Here is an 18,372-nt window from a genome sequence, read left to right on the forward strand (position 1 = left end):
CCCGGACGCGACGAGGGCCGGCACCCCGCAGGATGCCGGCCCTCGTCACGCGCACGAGGCGTCAGGCGCGCGGCGCGTCGCCCTTGGGCTCGTCGGTGTCGGTGCCGGACGTCGTGGCGTCGTCGGCGTCCTGACCGTCCCACTCGCCCTCGTTCTCGTCGAGCTCCGACCGCGCCGGGACGGCACCGTCGTCGACGACGTCGTGCTCGGGGGCGCCGTCGCCGAGGTCGTCGCCGGCCGCGGAACCGACCTCGGCCCGGACGACGGCGGGCACCGGGGCGAACGCGCGGTAGAACAGCGCGGCGAGCGCGGCGCCGACCAGCGGGGCGACGATGAACAGCCAGAGCTGGCCCCACGTCCACCCGCCAGCGAAGAGGGCGGACGCGAACGACCGCGCGGGGTTGAGCGAGGCGTTGGTGACCGGCCAGATGACGATGATCAGCGCGCCGAGCGTCAGGCCGATCACGGCCGGGGCGAACGTGATCTTCGAGCGCTTGCTCGTGACCGCGAGGATCACGCCGACGAAGACGGCCGTCGCGACCACCTCGACGAGCAGCGCCGACCACTGGCTGAACTCGGCCTGGCCGCCGGTGACCGTCGCGAGCGGCGAGTGGGTGCCGAACCCGTTCGCCGTGCCGGCGAAGACGCCGGCCTTGTCCTCGGCGTTCACCAGGGCGGGGTAGCCGGTCGGGATGATCGAGAAGGCCACCGCGGCCGCGGCGGCGCCGCCGACGAGCTGTGCGAGCCAGTAGGGGGCGAGGTCGCGCCACGGGGCGCGACCCGCGAGGACGATCCCGAACGTCACCGCGGGGTTGAAGTGGCCGCCCGACACGCCGCCCACGGCGGCGATGGCGCCCATGACGATGATGCCGCCGGCGAGGCCCACCGGGAGGATCTGGCCGTTGTTGGCGGCGTTGAACGTCGCGGTGCCGACGATCCCGAGCACCAGCGCGAAGGTGCCGAAGGCCTCGGCGGCGAGGCGGGCGAACAGGCCGTACTGGGGGGTGTCGGCCGCCGTCTCGACGTCGACCGAAGCCGTACCGCTCTCGGCGGCGATGTCCTGGGACATGAGGGTCCTTCTCTGCTCGGGAGACGGGCGTCTCGGTGTGCCCACCGCGATGGGAGGGCCGGTCGTGCGTGACCGGCCTCACGGCCGGCTGCGCGGGCATGCTTCCACCGTGGTCTGAACGGTTGCTGAGCGCGGGCCGACGGTGGCGCTTCTGGCACGTTACCGCGCGTCGTCCCAGGTCGCGCTCCGCCACGACGGTCGGCGCGCCGGTCGACCCCGGCGTCCGGCTGCGTCAGAGTAGGGGCATGACCACACCAGTGAACGTCACCGTCACCGGGGCGGCGGGCCAGATCGGGTACGCGCTGCTCTTCCGGATCGCGTCGGGCGCGATGCTCGGCCCCGACACCCCCGTGCGGCTGCGGCTGCTGGAGATCCCGCAGGCGGTGAAGGCCGCCGAGGGCACGGCGATGGAGCTCGACGACTGCGCGTTCCCGCTGCTGGACGGCATCGACATCCACGACGACCCGACCGCGGGGTTCGCGGGCACCAACATCGCCCTGCTGGTGGGGGCCCGGCCGCGCGGCCCGGGCATGGAGCGGGCGGACCTGCTCGAGGCGAACGGCGGCATCTTCGGGCCGCAGGGCCGGGCCATCAACGCGGGCGCGGCCGACGACGTGCGGGTGCTCGTGGTGGGCAACCCGGCGAACACGAACGCGCTGATCGCGGCGTCGAACGCGCCCGACGTGCCGAAGGACCGCTTCACGGCGATGACGCGCCTCGACCACAACCGCGCGCTGTCCCAGCTTGCCAAGCGGGCCGACGTGCCGGTCTCGCAGGTGCGCCGCGTGACGATCTGGGGCAACCACTCCGCGAGCCAGTACCCGGACGTGTTCCGGGCCGACGTCGCGGGCACGCCGGGCGCGCGCTACGCGGACGAGGACAAGCTCTGGCTCACGGACGACTTCATCCCGACGGTGGCCAAGCGCGGCGCCGCGATCATCGACGCGCGCGGGGCGTCGTCGGCGGCGTCCGCGGCGAACGCGGCGATCGACCACGTCCACGACTGGGTGCTGGGCACGCCCGAGGGGGACTGGACCAGCGCCGGCCTGTGGTCGACCGGGCAGTACGGCGTGCCGGAGGGTCTCGTCTCGTCGTTCCCGGTGACGTCGTCGGACGGCGCGTGGGAGGTCGTCGAGGGCCTCGAGATCGACGCCTTCTCCCGCGAGCGGATCGCGGCCAGCGTGCAGGAGCTCTCCGAGGAGCGGGACGCCGTGCGTGCGCTCGGCCTGATCTGACGAAAATTCTGCGGCGGAGCGTCGGGGGCGCCGCATAGGCTTCTCGGGCCATGATCGACGCCCCTGCCGCGCGCGCGGACCACGCCCCCTCCACCGCGACCACGACGACCGACCCCGCCCGCCGCCTCGACTGGCGCCGGCTGCGCGGGCCGGTCGCCGCGGTCGCGCTGGTCGCGCTGACCCTCGGGGCGGTGGGCGCCGCGCTGGGCACCGTCGTCGCGGGCCGCCTCGCCGAGGACCCGACGGGGGCCCTGCTGGCGCTGCTCGCGCTCTGCGTGGTCGGCGCCGCCCTGTTCGACACGGCCGGGCAGGTCGTGTGGGCGGGCGTCGTCGACCGCGCCGAGGGCCGGCTGCGCGGCGACCTGCTCACCGCGGCGCTGCACCAGCCGCTCGCCACGCTCACCGAGCAGGCCGTGGGCGAGGTGCTCGACCGGGTCGACGACGACACCCACGCCGTGGGCACGCTCGTGCGCCGCCAGCTGTGGGGCGCGGGCCGCACCGTGGTCGGCGTCGTGCCCATGTACGTGGTCGCGGGGATCACCTGGTGGCCCGCCTGGGTGCTGTTCCCCCTGCTGGGGGCGCTCGCGGGCCTCCTGGTGCGCCCGATGCTGGGCGAGATCGCCCGCCGCAAGGTGATCGAGGAGGCGGCCTGGACCGACCACGCCGCCGCGTTCGAGGAGTCCGTCGCGGCCCGCGACGACCTGCGCACCAGCCTCGGCCAGCCGTTCGCGATCCGCCGCCTCGCGCAGCGCTCGGCGGACGTGCACCGCAAGTTCCGCGACGTGGTGGTGGTCGAGTCGAAGATGCTGCGCCGCGCCGGGCTGGTGCTCGCCTCGCTGCTCGCCGGCGTCGCGGTGGCCGGGGCCGCGCTGGCGTCGGGCGGCACGCTCGCGGTCAAGGACCTGGTGACGCTCTTCCTCGTCACGTCGATGTTCGTGGGCCAGGTGGACAACCTCATCCACCACCTGCCCGACATCCAGGAGGGGCTGGGCGCGATCACGCGCATCCGCCAGATGCTGTCCGTCGAGCCGGAGCCGGCCGGCGGGCGCGACCTGCCCGAGGGGCCGGTCGGCATCGAGCTGCGCGACCTGCACTTCTCGTACGCGGAGGGCACGTTCGCCCTGCAGGGCGTGAACCTGCACGTGCCGGCGGGGCAGACCGTGGCGCTCGTGGGCCGCACCGGCTCGGGCAAGTCGACGCTCGCGTCGCTCCTGTCCCGCGCCGTCGAGCCGGAGCCGGGCACCGTGTTCCTCGGCGGCGTCGACGTGCGCGACCTCGACCTGCAGAAGCTGCGCGCCGCGGTGGGCGTCGTCACGCAGCGCACCGAGATCCTCGCCGGCACGCTCGCCGAGAACATCGCGCTGTTCGCGGACGTCGCGCGCGAGGACGTCGAGTCGGCCGTGCGCGAGCTGCGCCTGGACGCGTGGGTGTCGGGACTGCCCGACGGCCTCGACACCCTGCTCGGCCCGGGCGGCACGTCGCTGTCCGCGGGGGAGGAGCAGCTCGTCGCGTTCGCGCGGCTGCTCGTGCGCGACGTCCAGGTGGTCGTGCTCGACGAGGCGACGGCGCGGATGGACCCGCTGACCGAGGCGCGCGTGGTCGCGGCGTCCGAGCGGCTGCTCGCCGGCCGCACGGGCGTGCTCGTCGCGCACCGGCTCACCACCATCGAGCGGGCCGACCTGCTCGCCGCGCTCGACCACGGCCGCGTCGTGCAGCAGGGCCCGCGGGCGCGGCTCGCGCGCGAGGACGGCCCGTACCGCGACCTGCTCCTCGCGAGCGACGCCGCGGACGCGCCCGTCGCGAGCGCCGGCGCCGCGGAGGAGGTCGCGTCCGCGCTCACCGGGCACGGGGGGACGTCGTCGAGCGACCCGTCCGGCACGGAGGGGACCGCGGCGGCGCACGACGTCGGCGGCAAGCGCCGCCGCGGTGCGGCGCCGGACCTCGCCGACCCGGGCGAGGGCCCGAGCCTGGCGCGCGGCGTGCTGCACGCGCTGTTCGTGCGGCCCGCCTGGGGCGTGGTCGGTGCGCTGCTGTTCCTCGTCGCGAGCCTCGTCTCCGCCCAGGGCGCGCTGACCGGGTTCCTGTGGGGGCAGGCGGTCGAGGGCCTCGACGCGGGCTTCCCCACCGTGCTCATGGTCGCGTTCGCGGTGCTCCTCGTCGTCGCGCCGCTGGCGCTGGCGTGGGCGCTGTACGTCTACCCGCGGTGGTGGGTCGAGGTGCTGCTGCGCGTGCGGATGGCGGTGATGGTCGGCCAGACGCGCCAGGAGCGGCTGCGCGCCACCCCGCCGGGCGAGGTCGTGGCCCGCGCCATGGACTCCGACCGGTTCGTGCGCTACGCCGACCGGTGGGTCGACTTCGTCAACGGCCTGGTCATCGCCGGGGTGACGGCGCTGCTCAGCGGGTCGTGGCTCGCCGGCGCCGTGCTGCTCGCGGTCATGGTGGTCTCGGCGGCCGCGTCGGCGATCGGCCGACCGATCGCCGGCCGGTCGGCCACGCGGTCGTCGGCTGCCCGCGCCCGCTTCGGCCGCGCGCTGGTCTCGGCGCTCGACTCCGCGCGCACGGTGAAGCTCGCGGCGCGAACGCCCCAGGTGCACGCGCACCTGCGCGAGGTGGACGGCGGCCGCGTGCGGGCCGCGATCTTCGAGCACCGGATCCAGGCGGCGCTCGACGGCGTGCCGATGATCATGGTGCAGCTCGGCGTCGTCGCGGCCTGGGCGGGCCTGCTCACGGGCACGTGGGGGCTGGCCACGGCGCTGCTCGTCGCGAACGCGGTGAACGGCTTCGGCTGGTTCGGTGTCGTCGCGGGGGCGGTCGTGACGGAGGCACCCGGCACCCGGTCGTGGCAGCGGGCCACGGGCCGGTTCGCCGCCGGGGCCGACCTCATGGACCTGCCCGCCGGCGTCGACCTGCTCACGGGCGACGCCCCGCAGCCCACGGCCGGACCGCGCGAGGGTCTGGAGCGGCTGCGGCTCGAGGGCGTGACGGCCGTGCACGACGACGGCACGATCGGGGTGTCCGGGGTCGACCTGGAGGTGCGGCGCGGCGAGCTCGTGCTGCTGCTCGGGCAGGTCGGCTCGGGCAAGTCGAGCCTGCTGTCCGCGCTGAGCGGCCTCATGGAGCACACGGGCCGCATCCGGTGGAACGAGCGGGACGTCACGGACGCGCAGGCGTTCCTGCGCCCGGGCCAGGTGGCGCACGTCGCGCAGGTGCCGCGGGTGCTGTCCGGCACGTTCAGCGAGAACGTGCGTCTGGACCACGAGCGCGACGTCGACGGCCCGGTCGCCGCGGCGCGCCTCGGTCAGGACGTGGACGAGGCCGGCGGCCCGGACGCGCTGGTCGGGCACCGCGGCGTGCGGCTGTCCGGCGGTCAGGTGCAGCGTCTCGCGCTCGCCCGCGCGCTGGCGACGGACGCCGAGCTGCTGCTGGCCGACGACGTCTCCAGCGCCTTGGACGCCACGACCGAGATCGAGCTGTGGGCGTCGCTGCGCGAGCGCGGCACCACCGTCGTCGGCGCGACGTCGAAGCGCGCGGCACTGTCGCGCGCCGACCGCGTCGTCGTCCTCGCCGACGGCCAGGTCGCGGAGATCGGACCTTGGCGCGACCTCGCACCGCGCTGGGGGCACTTGGCGGGCTGACGCCGCGCAGTGCGCCGACCAGGCGAAAGAGGCCCGACCGGACCACCGGGCGGGCCTCTTTCGCGTTTCGACGACGGAGGCGCCGCACTGTTGCTGCAAGATTGCTGCAAGGGTACAGTCGGCGCGGGTCGCGACCCGCGCGCCCGGACGACGAAGGAGTCCTCCCATGCCTCGTGCTGCCCAGGCCCGCGCCCACCGAAGGCGCCCGACCCGTCGCGCGGCGGCCTCGCTGACCGCCGTCGCGCTCACCGTGCCCGGGCTGTCCGCAGGGCTCGGCGGGCTCGCGCTCACGACCGCGCCCGCGGCGGGAGCGGCGGACCGCACCGCCACCCTGGTGGGGAGCCTCCAGACCGAGCTCGGCTGCGCGGAGGACTGGGACCCGACCTGCGCGGCGACGGCGCTCGCGCCGGCCGGCGACGGCACGTTCAGCGCCGACGTCGACCTGCCGGCCGGCACGTACGAGTACAAGGTGGCGCTCGACGGCGCCTGGGACGAGTCGTACGGCCGCGAGGGCACCGACGAGAACGCGCCCCTGGTGCTGGGCGGCGACGCGCGCGTGCGGGTCACCTACGACGACACCACGCACCGCGTCGCGCTCACGCCGCTCACGCTGGCGGGCGCCTACGACGACGCGACGGACGCGGGCCTCGTGGTGCCGCCGGTGCGGCAGGCGGGCTCCGACGAGCGGTTCTACTTCGTCATGACCGACCGGTTCGCCAACGGGGACGCCGCCAACGACACGGGCGGCATCGACGGCGACCGGCTCGACCACGGCTTCGACCCGACGGACAAGGGCTTCTACCAGGGCGGGGACATCGCCGGCCTGCGCGAGAAGCTCGACTACATCGAGGGCCTGGGCACCACCGGCATCTGGCTCACGCCGTCGTTCCTCAACCGCCCGGTGCAGGGCACGGGCGACGACGCGAGCGCGGGCTACCACGGCTACTGGATCACGGACTTCACGCGGATCGACCCGCACCTGGGCACCAACGACGAGCTGCGCGCGCTCATCGACGAGGCCCATGCCAAGGGCATCAAGGTCTACTTCGACATCATCACCAACCACACGGCCGACGTCATCGACTACGCCGAGGGGGAGTATCGCTACGTCGACCAGGCCACGACGCCGTACACGGACGCCGCCGGGAACGCGTTCGACCCGAGCGACGTCGCGGGCTCGGACGACTTCCCCGAGCTCGACGCCGCGACGTCGTTCCCGTACACGCCGGTGATCGCGGACGAGGACGCCGACGCGAAGGTCCCGGCGTGGCTCAACGACCCCACGCTGTACCACAACCGGGGCAACTCGACGTGGACGGGGGAGTCGGTCACGTACGGCGACTTCGACGGCCTGGACGACCTCATGACGGAGGACCCGCGCGTCGTGCAGGGCTTCGTCGACGTGTACTCCGACTGGATCGACCTCGGCATCGACGGCTTCCGCATCGACACGGTCAAGCACGTCAACCCGGAGTTCTGGGAGACGTGGTCGGCCGAGGTCATGGACTACGCCCACGCGCAGGGCAAGGACGACTTCTTCATGTTCGGCGAGGTGTACGACGCCGACGCCGCCAAAACGTCGCCGTACGTGCGCGACACGGACATGAGCTCGGTGCTCGACTTCTCGTTCCAGGCCGCCGCGACCAGCTACGCGAGCGGCAACAGCGCCCGAGGCCTGGCGAGCCTGTTCGCGAGCGACGACCGGTACACGACGCCGACCAAGTCCGCGTCCGCGCTGCCGACGTTCCTCGGCAACCACGACATGGGCCGCGTCGGGTACATGCTCGCGGGCACGGACGAGCCGCTCGCGCGCGACGAGCTGGCGCACGACCTCATGTACCTCACGCGCGGCCAGCCGGTCGTCTACTACGGCGACGAGCAGGGCTTCGCCGGCGCCGGCGGGGACAAGGACGCGCGGCAGACGCTGTTCGCCACGCAGGTCGACGAGTACGCGGACCAGGCGCTGGTCACGGGGGAGCAGGCGGGCAGCACCGACCGGTACGCCACCGACGCGCCGCTCTACGACCACATCGCGGGTCTGGCGGCGCTGCGCGAGGCGCACCCCGCGCTCGCGACCGGCGCGCAGGTGGAGCGGTACGCGGAGAACGGTGCGGGGATCTACGCCTTCAGCCGCGTGGACCGGGAGGAGAAGGTCGAGCACCTGGTCGCCGTCAACAACGCGGCGCAGGCGAAGAGCGCGACGTTCACCACCCTCACCCCCGGCGCGTCGTACGAGGTGCTGTACGGCGACGGCGAGGCCGTGACGGCGGACGACGCCGGCGAGGTCACGGTCACCGTCCCCGGCACGTCGGCCCTGGTGCTGCGCGCGGACCGCGCGGTGGGCGCGGACTCCGACGGCACGCTCGAGGTCGCCGTCCCGGCGGCGGGCGCCGCGGTCACGGGCACGGCGGCCGTGGCGGCGGACGTCGACGACGACGCGTGGGCCGAGACGTCCTTCGCGTGGCGCGAGGTCGGCACGACCGAGTGGCACCCGCTCGGCACGGCCGAGGACACGACGCCCCGCGTCTTCCACGACGCGAAGGGGCTCGCCGAGGGCACCCTGGTCGAGTACCGCGCCGTGACGCAGGACGCCGACGGCGACCGGGCGGCCGCCTCGACGTTCGCCTCCGTCGGCGTCGACGTGTCCGGCGTGGTCGGCGACACCGAGCCCGAGCCGGAGATCGACCTGGTGACCGTGCCCGGCAGCCACAACAGCGAGATGGGCTGCGCTGGCGAATGGACGCCGGACTGCGAGGGCGCGCGCCTCACCGAGCGACCGGACGGGGTGTGGGAGGGCACGTTCGACCTGCCCGCCGGCGACTACGAGTACAAGGTCGCCGTGAACGGCTCGTGGGACGTCAACTACGGCGTCGGGGGAGTGCGGGACGGCGGCAACGCCACGTACTCCCACGACGGCGGCGAGGTCACGTTCTACTGGGACCCGGTGAGCCACGACTTCTCGTCCACCGCGCAAGGCCCGGTCGTCACGCTGGCGGGGTCGTTCCAGGACCAGGTGGGGTGCCCGGGCTCGTGGGCGCCCGACTGCCTCGCGTCGTGGCTCAAGGACCCGGACGGCGACGGCACGTACACGTGGTCGACCGACGACCTGGCCGCGGGCGCCTACGAGGCCAAGGTCGCGCACGGCCTGAGCTGGGCCGAGAACTACGGCGTGGGCGGCGCGCCCGACGGCGCCAACTACTCCTTCAGCGCGGGCGACGGCGAGACGGTGGCGTTCTCCTACGACCTCGCCACGCACGTGCTCGAGATCGGCGTGGAGAACCCGCCGCTGCCCGGCGCCGGGCAGCAGGCCGCGCACTGGGTGCGCGGGGGCCTCGTCCTGGCGCCGGCAGACCTCGGGACGGGCGACGACTGGACGCTGTGGACCGCGCCGGACGGCGGGCTCGCCGTCGCCGACGGACAGGTGCGCGGGCCGGACGGCGGCGACCTCCCCGAGGGGGCCGCGTCCTACGACCTGGTGCCCGCCGGGGACGTGCCCGACGACGTCGCGCGCGACTTCCCGGCGCTCGCGGGCCACACGGCCCTGGAGCCGGCGGGCGACGACGGGAAGCCGCTGGGCCGGGCCGTCGTCGAGAAGCTCCTGACGGGCCAGCTCCTGGTCACCCGGGCCTCGGGCGAGGGCCTGTCCGCGGCGACCGGGGTGCAGGTCCCGGGCGTCCTCGACGACCTGTACAGCCAGCGGGCCTCGAAGCGTACATTCGGTGCGCAGAGGCACCCGAGCGGCAAGTGGGCGTCGTTCGCGCTCTGGGCGCCGACGGCGCGGGACGTGGATCTGCTGGTCTGGCCGGCCGGCCGTGACCTGGGTGCGGACCCCGAGCGCTTCGACGCGGACCGCGAGCGAGACGGCTCGTGGACCCTCGACGGGAAGAAGGCGGCGAAGAACCTCGCCTGGGACGGCGCCCGGTACCGGTACGCCGTGCAGGTCTACGTGCCGAGCACGGGGAAGGTCGAGACGAACGTCGTCACCGACCCGTACTCCGTCGGACTGACCCTCGACTCGACGCACTCCGTCGTCGTCGGCCTGGATGACAAGCGCTGGCAGCCGAAGATCTGGCGCACCACGCCGCAGCCCGTCGTCGAGCGGGCCGTGGACCAGACGATCTACGAGCTGCACGTGCGCGACTTCTCGATCTCCGACGAGACGGTGCCGGCGAAGGAGCGAGGCACCTACCTCGCGTTCGCCGAGAAGCGGTCGGACGGCATGACGCACCTGCGGGAGCTGGCGGACGCCGGCATGACGACGGTGCACCTGCTGCCGACGTTCGACATCGCGACGATCCCCGAGGACCGCGGCGACCAGGCGACCACGGGCGACCTGTCCGGGTTCGCGCCGGACTCCGAGGAGCAGCAGGCGGCCGTGGCAGAGGTCGCGGCGTCCGACGGCTTCAACTGGGGCTACGACCCGTTCCACTTCTCGGTCCCCGAGGGCTCGTACGCCGTCGACGCCGAGGGCGGCGCGCGCGTGGCCGAGTTCCGCACGATGGTGGGCTCGCTGCACGACGCGGGCCTGCAGGTGGTGCTCGACCAGGTGTTCAACCACACCGCGGCGAGCGGGCAGGACGCGAAGAGCGTGCTGGACCGCGTCGTCCCCGGCTACTACCAGCGGCTGAACCCCGCCACGGGCGCCGTGGAGACCAGCACCTGCTGCCAGAACGTCGCCACCGAGCACGCGATGGCGGGCAAGCTCATGGTCGACTCCGTGGTCACCTGGGCGCGCGACTACAAGGTGGACGGGTTCCGCTTCGACCTCATGGGCCACCACTCGAGGGAGAACATGCTGGCCGTGCGCGAGGCGCTCGACGGCCTGACCGTCCGCGAGGACGGCGTCGACGGGTCCGCCGTCTACCTGTACGGGGAGGGCTGGAACTTCGGCGAGGTCGCGGACAACGCCCTGTTCACGCAGGCCACGCAGGGGCAGCTCGGCGGCACGGGCATCGGCACGTTCAGCGACCGGCTGCGCGACGCCGTGCACGGCGGGTCGCCGGTGGACGCCGCGTCGCGGTTCACGCAGGGCTTCGGCACGGGGCTGTTCACCGACCCGAACGGCCGCGAGGCCACCGAGGGCGACGCCGGCAGCGTCAACGACGGCTCCGACGACGAGCGCGCCGACCTCGGTCACCAGACCGACCTGGTGCGCCTGGGCCTGGCGGGCAACCTGCGGGACTTCGCGTTCCGGGCGTCGGACGACGGCGCCGGGGAGACGACGCGGGGCGAGGACCTCGACTACCGCGGCGCGCCCGCGGGGTACGCGGACTCGCCGGAGGAGGTCGTCACGTACGTCGACGCGCACGACAACGAGACGCTCTTCGACCTGCTGACGCTCAAGCTGCCGCAGGAGACGTCGATGGACGACCGGGTGCGGATGAACACGGTGTCCCTCGCGACGACGGCGCTCGCCCAGACCCCGTCGTTCTGGCACGCAGGCACGGACCTGCTGCGCTCGAAGTCGTTGGACCGCAACTCCTACGACTCCGGCGACTGGTTCAACGCGGTCGACTGGTCCGGGCAGGACAACGGCTTCGGCCGCGGCCTGCCGCCGGCGGCGGACAACGAGGACGCCTGGCCCGTCATGGCGCCGCTGCTGGCGGACCCGGCGCTCAAGCCCGCGCCGTCCGACATCCGGGTGGCGTCCCAGGCGGCGCGCGAGCTGCTCGAGCTGCGCTCGTCGACCCGGCTGTTCCGCCTCGGGAGCGCCGCGGCGATCGAGCAGAAGGTGTCGTTCCCGGGCGCCGGCCCGGACTCGGCGCCGGGCGTGGTCGCCATGGCCGTGGACGACACCGTCGGTCGTGACTCCGACCGTCGCCTGGACGGCCTGCTCACGGTGTTCAACGCGTCGCCCGAGCCCGTGACGCTCGAGCTGCCCGCGCTGCGGGGCCGCGACTTCCGCCTCTCGGGCGTGCAGCGTTCGGGCGGCGACGCCGTCGTGAGGCAGACCCGGTGGGACGCCCGCACGGGCACCGTCACCGTGCCCGCACGGACCGTGGCGGTGCTGGAGGACCCGCAGCGCTGAGCGCCGCGCGCCTCGCCCTTGTGTTCGACGTACGAACGAACCACCGCAGGGTGGAGCCGGAGGGCCGCGGGACGGAGTGCCGTCCCGCGGCCCTTCTCGTGCGCCTGCGGGGCAGCGGCGCCGCGCCGTGACGTGATCGTTATCGGTTTCCACCCGCCGAGGCTTTGACTTCGGAACTCGAACGCAGCAGTCTGTACCGCGGACCGGCTCGGCCGTCCGAGGAAGACCTCGGCGTCCGGGCGCCGGCGGCGAAGGTCGCTGCCGGGGGACACTCGACGACGAGAAGGAGCGCGAGGATGCGACTCGCCAAGACGATGGGCGCGGTGGCCGCCGGTGCGGCGCTGACGCTGGGACTCGCCGCGTGCGGCGGCTCCGGGGCCGGCGGTGGCGGCGGTGCCGACGGCGCCGCGGGCAACGGCGACGACGACGTGAAGATCGGCGTCGCGATGCCGACGCAGACCTACGAGCGCTGGATCCAGGACGGCAACAACGTCAAGAAGGGCCTGGAGGACCTCGGCTACTCCGTGGACCTGCAGTTCGCCAACGACGACATCCCCACCCAGACGCAGCAGATCGACTCGATGATCACCGAGGGCGTCGACGTCCTCGTCATCGCCTCGATCGACGGCACCGCGCTGACCAGCCAGCTCGACGCGGCCGCCGCGGCGAACATCCCGGTCATCGCGTACGACCGCCTGATCCGCGACAGCGAGAACGTCGACTTCTACACGACGTTCGACAACGAGGCGGTCGGCGTCGCGCAGGCCAACGCCCTGCTCCGCGGCCTCGGCTACCTCGACGCCGACGGCAAGGAGACCGGCGAGAAGGGCCCGTACAACATCGAGCTCTTCGCCGGGTCGCCCGACGACAACAACGCCGGGTTCTTCTTCAACGGCGCGATGTCGGTGCTCCAGCCGCTCATCGACGACGGCACGCTCGTCGTCCCGTCCGGCCAGACCGACTTCGGCCAGGTCACGACGCAGCGCTGGGAGCTCGAGACGGCCCAGAAGCGCATGGAGGACATCCTGACCTCCACCTACCAGGGCGGCGAGAAGCTGGACGGCGTGCTCGCGCCGGCCGACGTCCTCTCCCGCGGCATCATCAACGCGCTCAAGAGCGCGGGCATGGGGCCGACCCTCGAGGACGGCCTGCCCGTCGTCACCGGCCAGGACGCCGAGATCGCCAACATCAAGCTGATCGACGACGGCGTGCAGTCCTCGACGATCTTCAAGGACACGCGCCTCCTCGCCGAGCAGGCCGTCAAGGCCGCGCAGTCCTTCGTGGAGGGCGAGGAGCCCGAGGCGAACGACACCGAGACGTACGACAACGGCAAGAAGGTCGTGCCGTCGTACCTGCTCGAGGTCCAGACGGTGTTCAAGGACGACATCCAGCCCGTGCTGATCGACTCCGGCTACTACACCGCCGACGAGGTCAAGGCCGGTCAGGCGGACGACTGATCCGCAGGTCATGACCCGCACGGGTGGGCCCGCCCGTCGCCGCTCCCTCCCGGGGGCGGACGACGGGCGGGCTCGCCCCCGGGGCCGCCGCGGACGCGTCCGACGGCGGCGTATCCCACCGAAGGAGGGACGAGAGCGCAGATGAGCACGATCCTGGAGATGCGCTCCATCACCAAGGAGTTCCCCGGCGTCAAGGCGCTGTCGGACGTCACCCTCACCGTCGAGCAGGGCGAGATCCACGCCATCTGCGGCGAGAACGGCGCGGGGAAGTCCACGCTCATGAAGGTGCTGTCGGGCGTCTACCCGCACGGCACCTACGACGGCGAGATCGTCTTCGACGGCGCGACCGCGGAGTTCGGGTCGATCAACGACTCGGAGGACCGCGGCGTCGTCATCATCCACCAGGAGCTCGCCCTGGTGCCGTACCTGTCGGTCGCCGAGAACATCTTCCTGGGCAACGAGACCCGGAACCGGTTCGGCATGATCGACTGGAACGCGGCGAACCGGAAGGCCGCGACGCTCCTCGAGCGGGTGGGCCTCGACGAGAACCCGACGACGCCCGTCGGCCAGCTCGGCGTCGGCAAGCAGCAGCTCATCGAGATCGCCAAGGCGCTCTCGAAGGAGGTCAAGCTGCTGATCCTCGACGAGCCGACCGCTGCGCTCAACGACGACGACTCCGAGCACCTGCTCGAGCTGCTACGCCAGCTCAAGGCGCACGGCATCACGTCGATCATCATCTCCCACAAGCTCAACGAGATCGAGGAGATCGCCGACCGCACGACGATCATCCGGGACGGCCGGACGATCGAGACCCTCGACATGTCCGAGCCGGGCTCCACGCAGGACCGCATCATCCGCGGCATGGTGGGCCGCGACCTCGAGCACCGCTACCCCGAGCGGGCGTCCGTCGTCGGCGACGAGGTGCTGCGCGTGGAGCACTGGAACGTCGACCACCCGACGCAGATCGGCCGCCAGATCATCGTCGACGCGTCGTTCAACGTGCACGCCGGCGAGGTGGTCGGGATCGCCGGCCTCATGGGCGCCGGTCGCACCGAGCTCGCGATGAGCATCTTCGGCCGCACCTACGGGCGCAACATCCGCGGCGAGATCTACAAGGACGGCAAGCCGATCCAGATCCGCAACGTGTCCGAGGCGATCGGGCACAACATCGCGTACGCGACCGAGGACCGCAAGCACTACGGCCTCAACCTCATCGACGACATCCGCCACAACATCTCCGCGGCAGGCCTGCCCAAGCTCGCCCCGCGCGGCTGGGTGAACGGCAACGAGGAGCTGCGGGTCGCCGAGGAGTACCGCGGCTCCCTCAACATCAAGACGCCCAACGTCCTCGTCGACGTCGGCAAGCTCTCCGGCGGCAACCAGCAGAAGGTCGTGCTGTCCAAGTGGCTGTACACCGACCCCGACGTGCTCATCCTCGACGAGCCCACCCGAGGGATCGACGTCGGCGCCAAGTTCGAGATCTACACGATCATCAACAAGATGGTCGCGGCGGGGAAGGCGGTCGTCGTCATCTCCTCCGAGCTTCCCGAGCTGCTCGGCATCTGCGACCGCGTGTACACCCTCGCCTTCGGTCGGATCACCGGTGAGCTCCCCGTCGCCGAGGCGACGCAGGAGCGCCTCATGGAGCTCATGACGATCGAGCGCGACCAGCCCCTGCCCACGAAGGAAACCGCCTCATGAACGCCATCGACTCGGTCCGGGACATCCTGACCCGGAACATGCGCCAGAGCGGCATCGTCATCGCGTTCCTCGCGATCGTCGTGCTCTTCGCCGCCCTGAACCCGAACTTCCTCTCGCCGACCAACCTCACGAACATCGTCCTGCAGTACTCCTACATCCTGATCCTCGCGATCGGGATGGTGATGATCATCGTGGCGGGGCAGATCGACCTGTCGGTCGGCTCGGTCGTGGCCCTCACCGGGGCCGTGAGCGCCGTCGTCGTCATCCGCCAGGGCATGCCCTGGTACGTGGGCGTGCTCGCCGCCCTGGTCGTCGGCCTCCTGGTCGGCGTCTGGCAGGGCTTCTGGGTCGCGTACGTCGGGATCCCCGGCTTCATCGTGACCCTGGCCGGCATGCTCCTGTTCCGCGGCCTGACGTTCCTCGTGCTGGACAACAAGTCGCTGTCGCCCTTCGGCGGCACCTACTACGACATCGCGAACGGGTTCCTCAACGGCCTGCTCGGCGGGTACGGGTTCGACGTCTTCACGCTGGTCATCTTCGGTATCGCCGTGGTCGGCTTCGCCGTCAGCCAGTGGCGCACCCGCCAGGGCAAGATCGCCTACCAGCAGACGGTCGAGTCGATGCCGCTGTTCGTCACCAAGCTCGTGGTGATCGCGGCCGTGGTGATGTGGTTCGGGTACCAGCTGTCGATCTCGCGCGGCCTGCCGATCGTGCTCATCATCCTCGCGGTGCTGATCATCGCCTACACCCTGGTCACGCAGAAGTCGGTGTTCGGCCGGCACGTCTACGCCGTCGGCGGCAACCGCCACGCGGCCGAGCTGTCGGGCGTCAAGGTCCGGAAGGTCAACTTCTGGATCTTCGTGAACATGGGCGTGCTGGCCTCGGTGGCCGGCGTGGTCTACTCCTCGCGCATGAACGGTGCCCAGCCGGGCGCGGGCAACATGTTCGAGCTCGACGCGATCGCCGCGTGCTTCATCGGCGGCGCGTCGACCACCGGCGGCGTCGGCCGCGTGGGCGGCGCCATGATCGGTGGTCTGATCATGGCCGTCATGTCCAACGGCATGCAGCTGATGGGCGTTCCGCAGTCCATGCAGCAGGTCGTCAAGGGCCTGGTGCTGCTGCTCGCGGTCGCGTTCGACATCTACAACAAGCGTCGCGCCTCGGTGCTGCGCTGACCTGGGGGTCCGGCCGGGGCCGGACCATTCCCGCCACGAGGCGCGGGGCGGCGGACGACCGCCGCCCCGCGCGTCGTCGCACCATAGACTCCCCGGCGTGAGAGGACGGCTGCCGATGGTGGGATCGCAGTCGTCGCTGCGCGAGGCGAACCGCGCGCGCGTCGTCGACGCGGTCAAGCGGCACGGTGGCCTGACGCAGGTCGAGCTCACCGGGGCCACCGGGCTGTCGCCCGCCACGGTGTCGACCATCGTCAAGGAGCTCGTCGCCGCCGAGCTGGTCGAGGTGCGCAACACGATCCGCTCGGGCCGGCGCGCGCAGCTCGTCACGCTCGCCCACCGCGTGGGGCTGGTCGCGGGCGTGCTCGTCGGCTCCCGGCACCTCACGGTGGCGATCGCGGACGTGTCGCACGAGATCCTCGCCGAGCAGGTGCTGCCGCTACCGGCCGAGCACCGCGCCGACACGAGCCTCGACCGCGCGGCCCTGCTCGTCGTCGACCTGCTGGAGCGCGTGGGGTCCGAGCTCGACGAGGTGCTCGGCATCGGCCTCGGCCTGCCGGCGCCGGTCGACGCCTCGAGCGGGCAGGTCACCGTGCGGGGCATCCTGCGCGGCTGGGACGGCGTGCCCGTGGCGCAGGTGCTGGAAAAGCGGCTCGCCAGGCCGGTGTTCGTGGACAACGACGCGAACCTGGGCGCGCTCGCCGAGAGCACGGTGGGCGCCGCCCGCGAGGTCCACGACGCGCTGTACGTCCGGGCCGGGCACGGCGTGGGCGCCGGCATCGTGCTCGCCGGCCGGGTCCACCGCGGGGTCGCGGGCACCGCCGGCGAGATCGGCCACGTGCAGGTGGATCCCGCCGGGAACATCTGCTCGTGCGGCAGCCGCGGTTGCCTCGACACGGTGGTCGGTGACCGGGCGCTGCTCGAACCGCTGCGCAGCAGCCACGGGAACCTCACCCTCGCCGACGTCGTGCGACTGGCGAACGAGGACGACCCGGGCTGTCGGGAGATCGTCGCCGACGCCGGTACGGTGGTCGGCGGCGTCGTGGCCGGGCTGGCGACGTCGCTCAACCCGGAGCTCGTCGTCGTCGGGGGAGCGCTGGCCGACACGGGCGAGGTCTTCCTCGCGCCGCTGCGCGAGGCGCTGCGCCGTCGCACCCTGCTGCAGCTGGTCACGCCGCTGGAGGTGGTGCCCGCGGCGCTGGGGACGCGCGCCGAGCTGGAGGGCGCGATCGCGCTCGCGCTCCAGCACACCGACCTGCTGGAACAGCCCGACGACCGACCGCGCGGCCCCGTCGCCGCGGGGCAGGTCCGCACAGGAGAGGGGAACCGGTGAGGGGACGCACGCCGCTGCTCGCGCTGCGGCAGGTCAGCAGGTACTTCGGTGCCGTCGAGGCCCTCGTCGACGTGGACCTCGAGGTGCACGCGCACGAGGTGGTCGCCCTGGTCGGGGACAACGGGGCGGGCAAGTCGACGCTCGCCCAGATCGTGGCGGGCGTGCTCAGCCCCAGCTCGGGGCAGCTCGAGATCGACGGCGAGCCCGTGTCGATCCCGTCGCCGTCGGCGGCGAACCAGCTCGGCGTGGCGAGCGTGTTCCAGGACCTGGCCGTGTGCGAGAACCTCGACGTCACCGCGAACGTCTTCCTCGGCCAGGAGCTGCGCGGGCGGGCCGGCCTGCTGCGCGACGGCGAGATGGAGACCGAGACCCGCGAGCTGCTGGAGCACCTCACCGTCCGGATCCCGTCGGTGCGCACCCCGCTGCGGCACCTGTCCGCGGGGCAGCGCCAGGCCGTCGCCATCGCGCGCACCCTCATCGGCCAGCCCCGCATCGTCGTGCTCGACGAGCCGACGGCGGCGCTCTCGGTGGCGCAGACCGCCGAGGTGCTCACGCACATCCAGCGGCTGCGCGATCTGGGGCTGGGCGTCATCCTCATCAGCCACAACCTCAACGACGTGCGCGCGGTCTCCGACCGCATCGAGGTGCTGCGGCACGGGCGGAACAACGGCTCGTTCCCGTCCACCGCCACGCACGAGGAGATCCTCGCCGCGATCACCGGCGCCAGCTGACCCCTCCGGCC

9 protein-coding genes are annotated in these 18,372 nt (G+C 72.8%); 8 read left to right on the plus strand and 1 reads right to left on the minus strand.

The features are described 5' to 3' along the window. Nucleotides 1–61: 61 nt before the first annotated feature. Nucleotides 62–1,069: an MIP/aquaporin family protein gene (locus ACQP60_RS01070; protein WP_429727975.1), complete on the minus strand. Its 1,008-nt coding sequence runs from the start codon at nucleotides 1,067–1,069 to the stop codon at nucleotides 62–64. A gap of 245 nt (nucleotides 1,070–1,314) precedes the next feature. Between ACQP60_RS01070 and ACQP60_RS01075 the strand changes: the two genes are divergently transcribed. The 8 genes from ACQP60_RS01075 (at nucleotide 1,315) to ACQP60_RS01110 (ending at nucleotide 18,361) form a co-directional block, all read left to right on the plus strand. Beyond that, on the plus strand, nucleotides 1,315–2,304 hold the full coding sequence (locus ACQP60_RS01075) for a malate dehydrogenase (RefSeq protein ID WP_429727976.1): 990 nt from the start codon (nucleotides 1,315–1,317) through the stop codon (nucleotides 2,302–2,304). A 50-nt stretch (nucleotides 2,305–2,354) separates the two neighbouring features. Then, complete coding sequence (locus ACQP60_RS01080) at nucleotides 2,355–5,939, plus strand: ATP-binding cassette domain-containing protein (protein ID WP_429727977.1); 3,585 nt, start codon at nucleotides 2,355–2,357, stop codon at nucleotides 5,937–5,939. A gap of 166 nt (nucleotides 5,940–6,105) precedes the next feature. Then, nucleotides 6,106–11,967 (plus strand): pullulanase-type alpha-1,6-glucosidase, encoded by a 5,862-nt coding sequence (gene pulA / locus ACQP60_RS01085; protein ID WP_429727978.1) that lies wholly within the window; start codon nucleotides 6,106–6,108, stop codon nucleotides 11,965–11,967. A 296-nt stretch (nucleotides 11,968–12,263) separates the two neighbouring features. Then, nucleotides 12,264–13,424, plus strand: coding sequence for a multiple monosaccharide ABC transporter substrate-binding protein (gene chvE, locus ACQP60_RS01090; protein WP_429727979.1), 1,161 nt, complete (start codon nucleotides 12,264–12,266; stop codon nucleotides 13,422–13,424). Between the two features lie 141 nt (nucleotides 13,425–13,565). Beyond that, on the plus strand, nucleotides 13,566–15,125 hold the full coding sequence (gene mmsA / locus ACQP60_RS01095) for a multiple monosaccharide ABC transporter ATP-binding protein (protein WP_429727980.1): 1,560 nt from the start codon (nucleotides 13,566–13,568) through the stop codon (nucleotides 15,123–15,125). After that, the gene (mmsB, locus tag ACQP60_RS01100) at nucleotides 15,122–16,300 is read left to right on the plus strand and encodes a multiple monosaccharide ABC transporter permease (protein ID WP_429727981.1); all 1,179 of its coding nucleotides are present in this window, start codon (nucleotides 15,122–15,124) and stop codon (nucleotides 16,298–16,300) included. The genes mmsA and mmsB overlap by 4 nt, the downstream gene beginning before the upstream one ends. Nucleotides 16,301–16,397: 97 nt before the next feature. Then, nucleotides 16,398–17,630 carry an ROK family transcriptional regulator gene (locus ACQP60_RS01105; protein WP_429727982.1) on the plus strand — a complete coding sequence of 411 codons (1,233 nt, stop codon included), beginning with the start codon at nucleotides 16,398–16,400 and terminating at the stop codon, nucleotides 17,628–17,630. After that, complete coding sequence (locus tag ACQP60_RS01110; protein ID WP_429727983.1) at nucleotides 17,627–18,361, plus strand: ATP-binding cassette domain-containing protein; 735 nt, start codon at nucleotides 17,627–17,629, stop codon at nucleotides 18,359–18,361. Before ACQP60_RS01105 ends, ACQP60_RS01110 begins: the two co-directional genes overlap by 4 nt. Nucleotides 18,362–18,372 lie beyond the last annotated feature (11 nt).

Origin of the sequence: Isoptericola variabilis, assembly GCF_050311655.1 — a bacterium.
GTDB lineage: Bacteria > Actinomycetota > Actinomycetes > Actinomycetales > Cellulomonadaceae > Isoptericola > Isoptericola variabilis.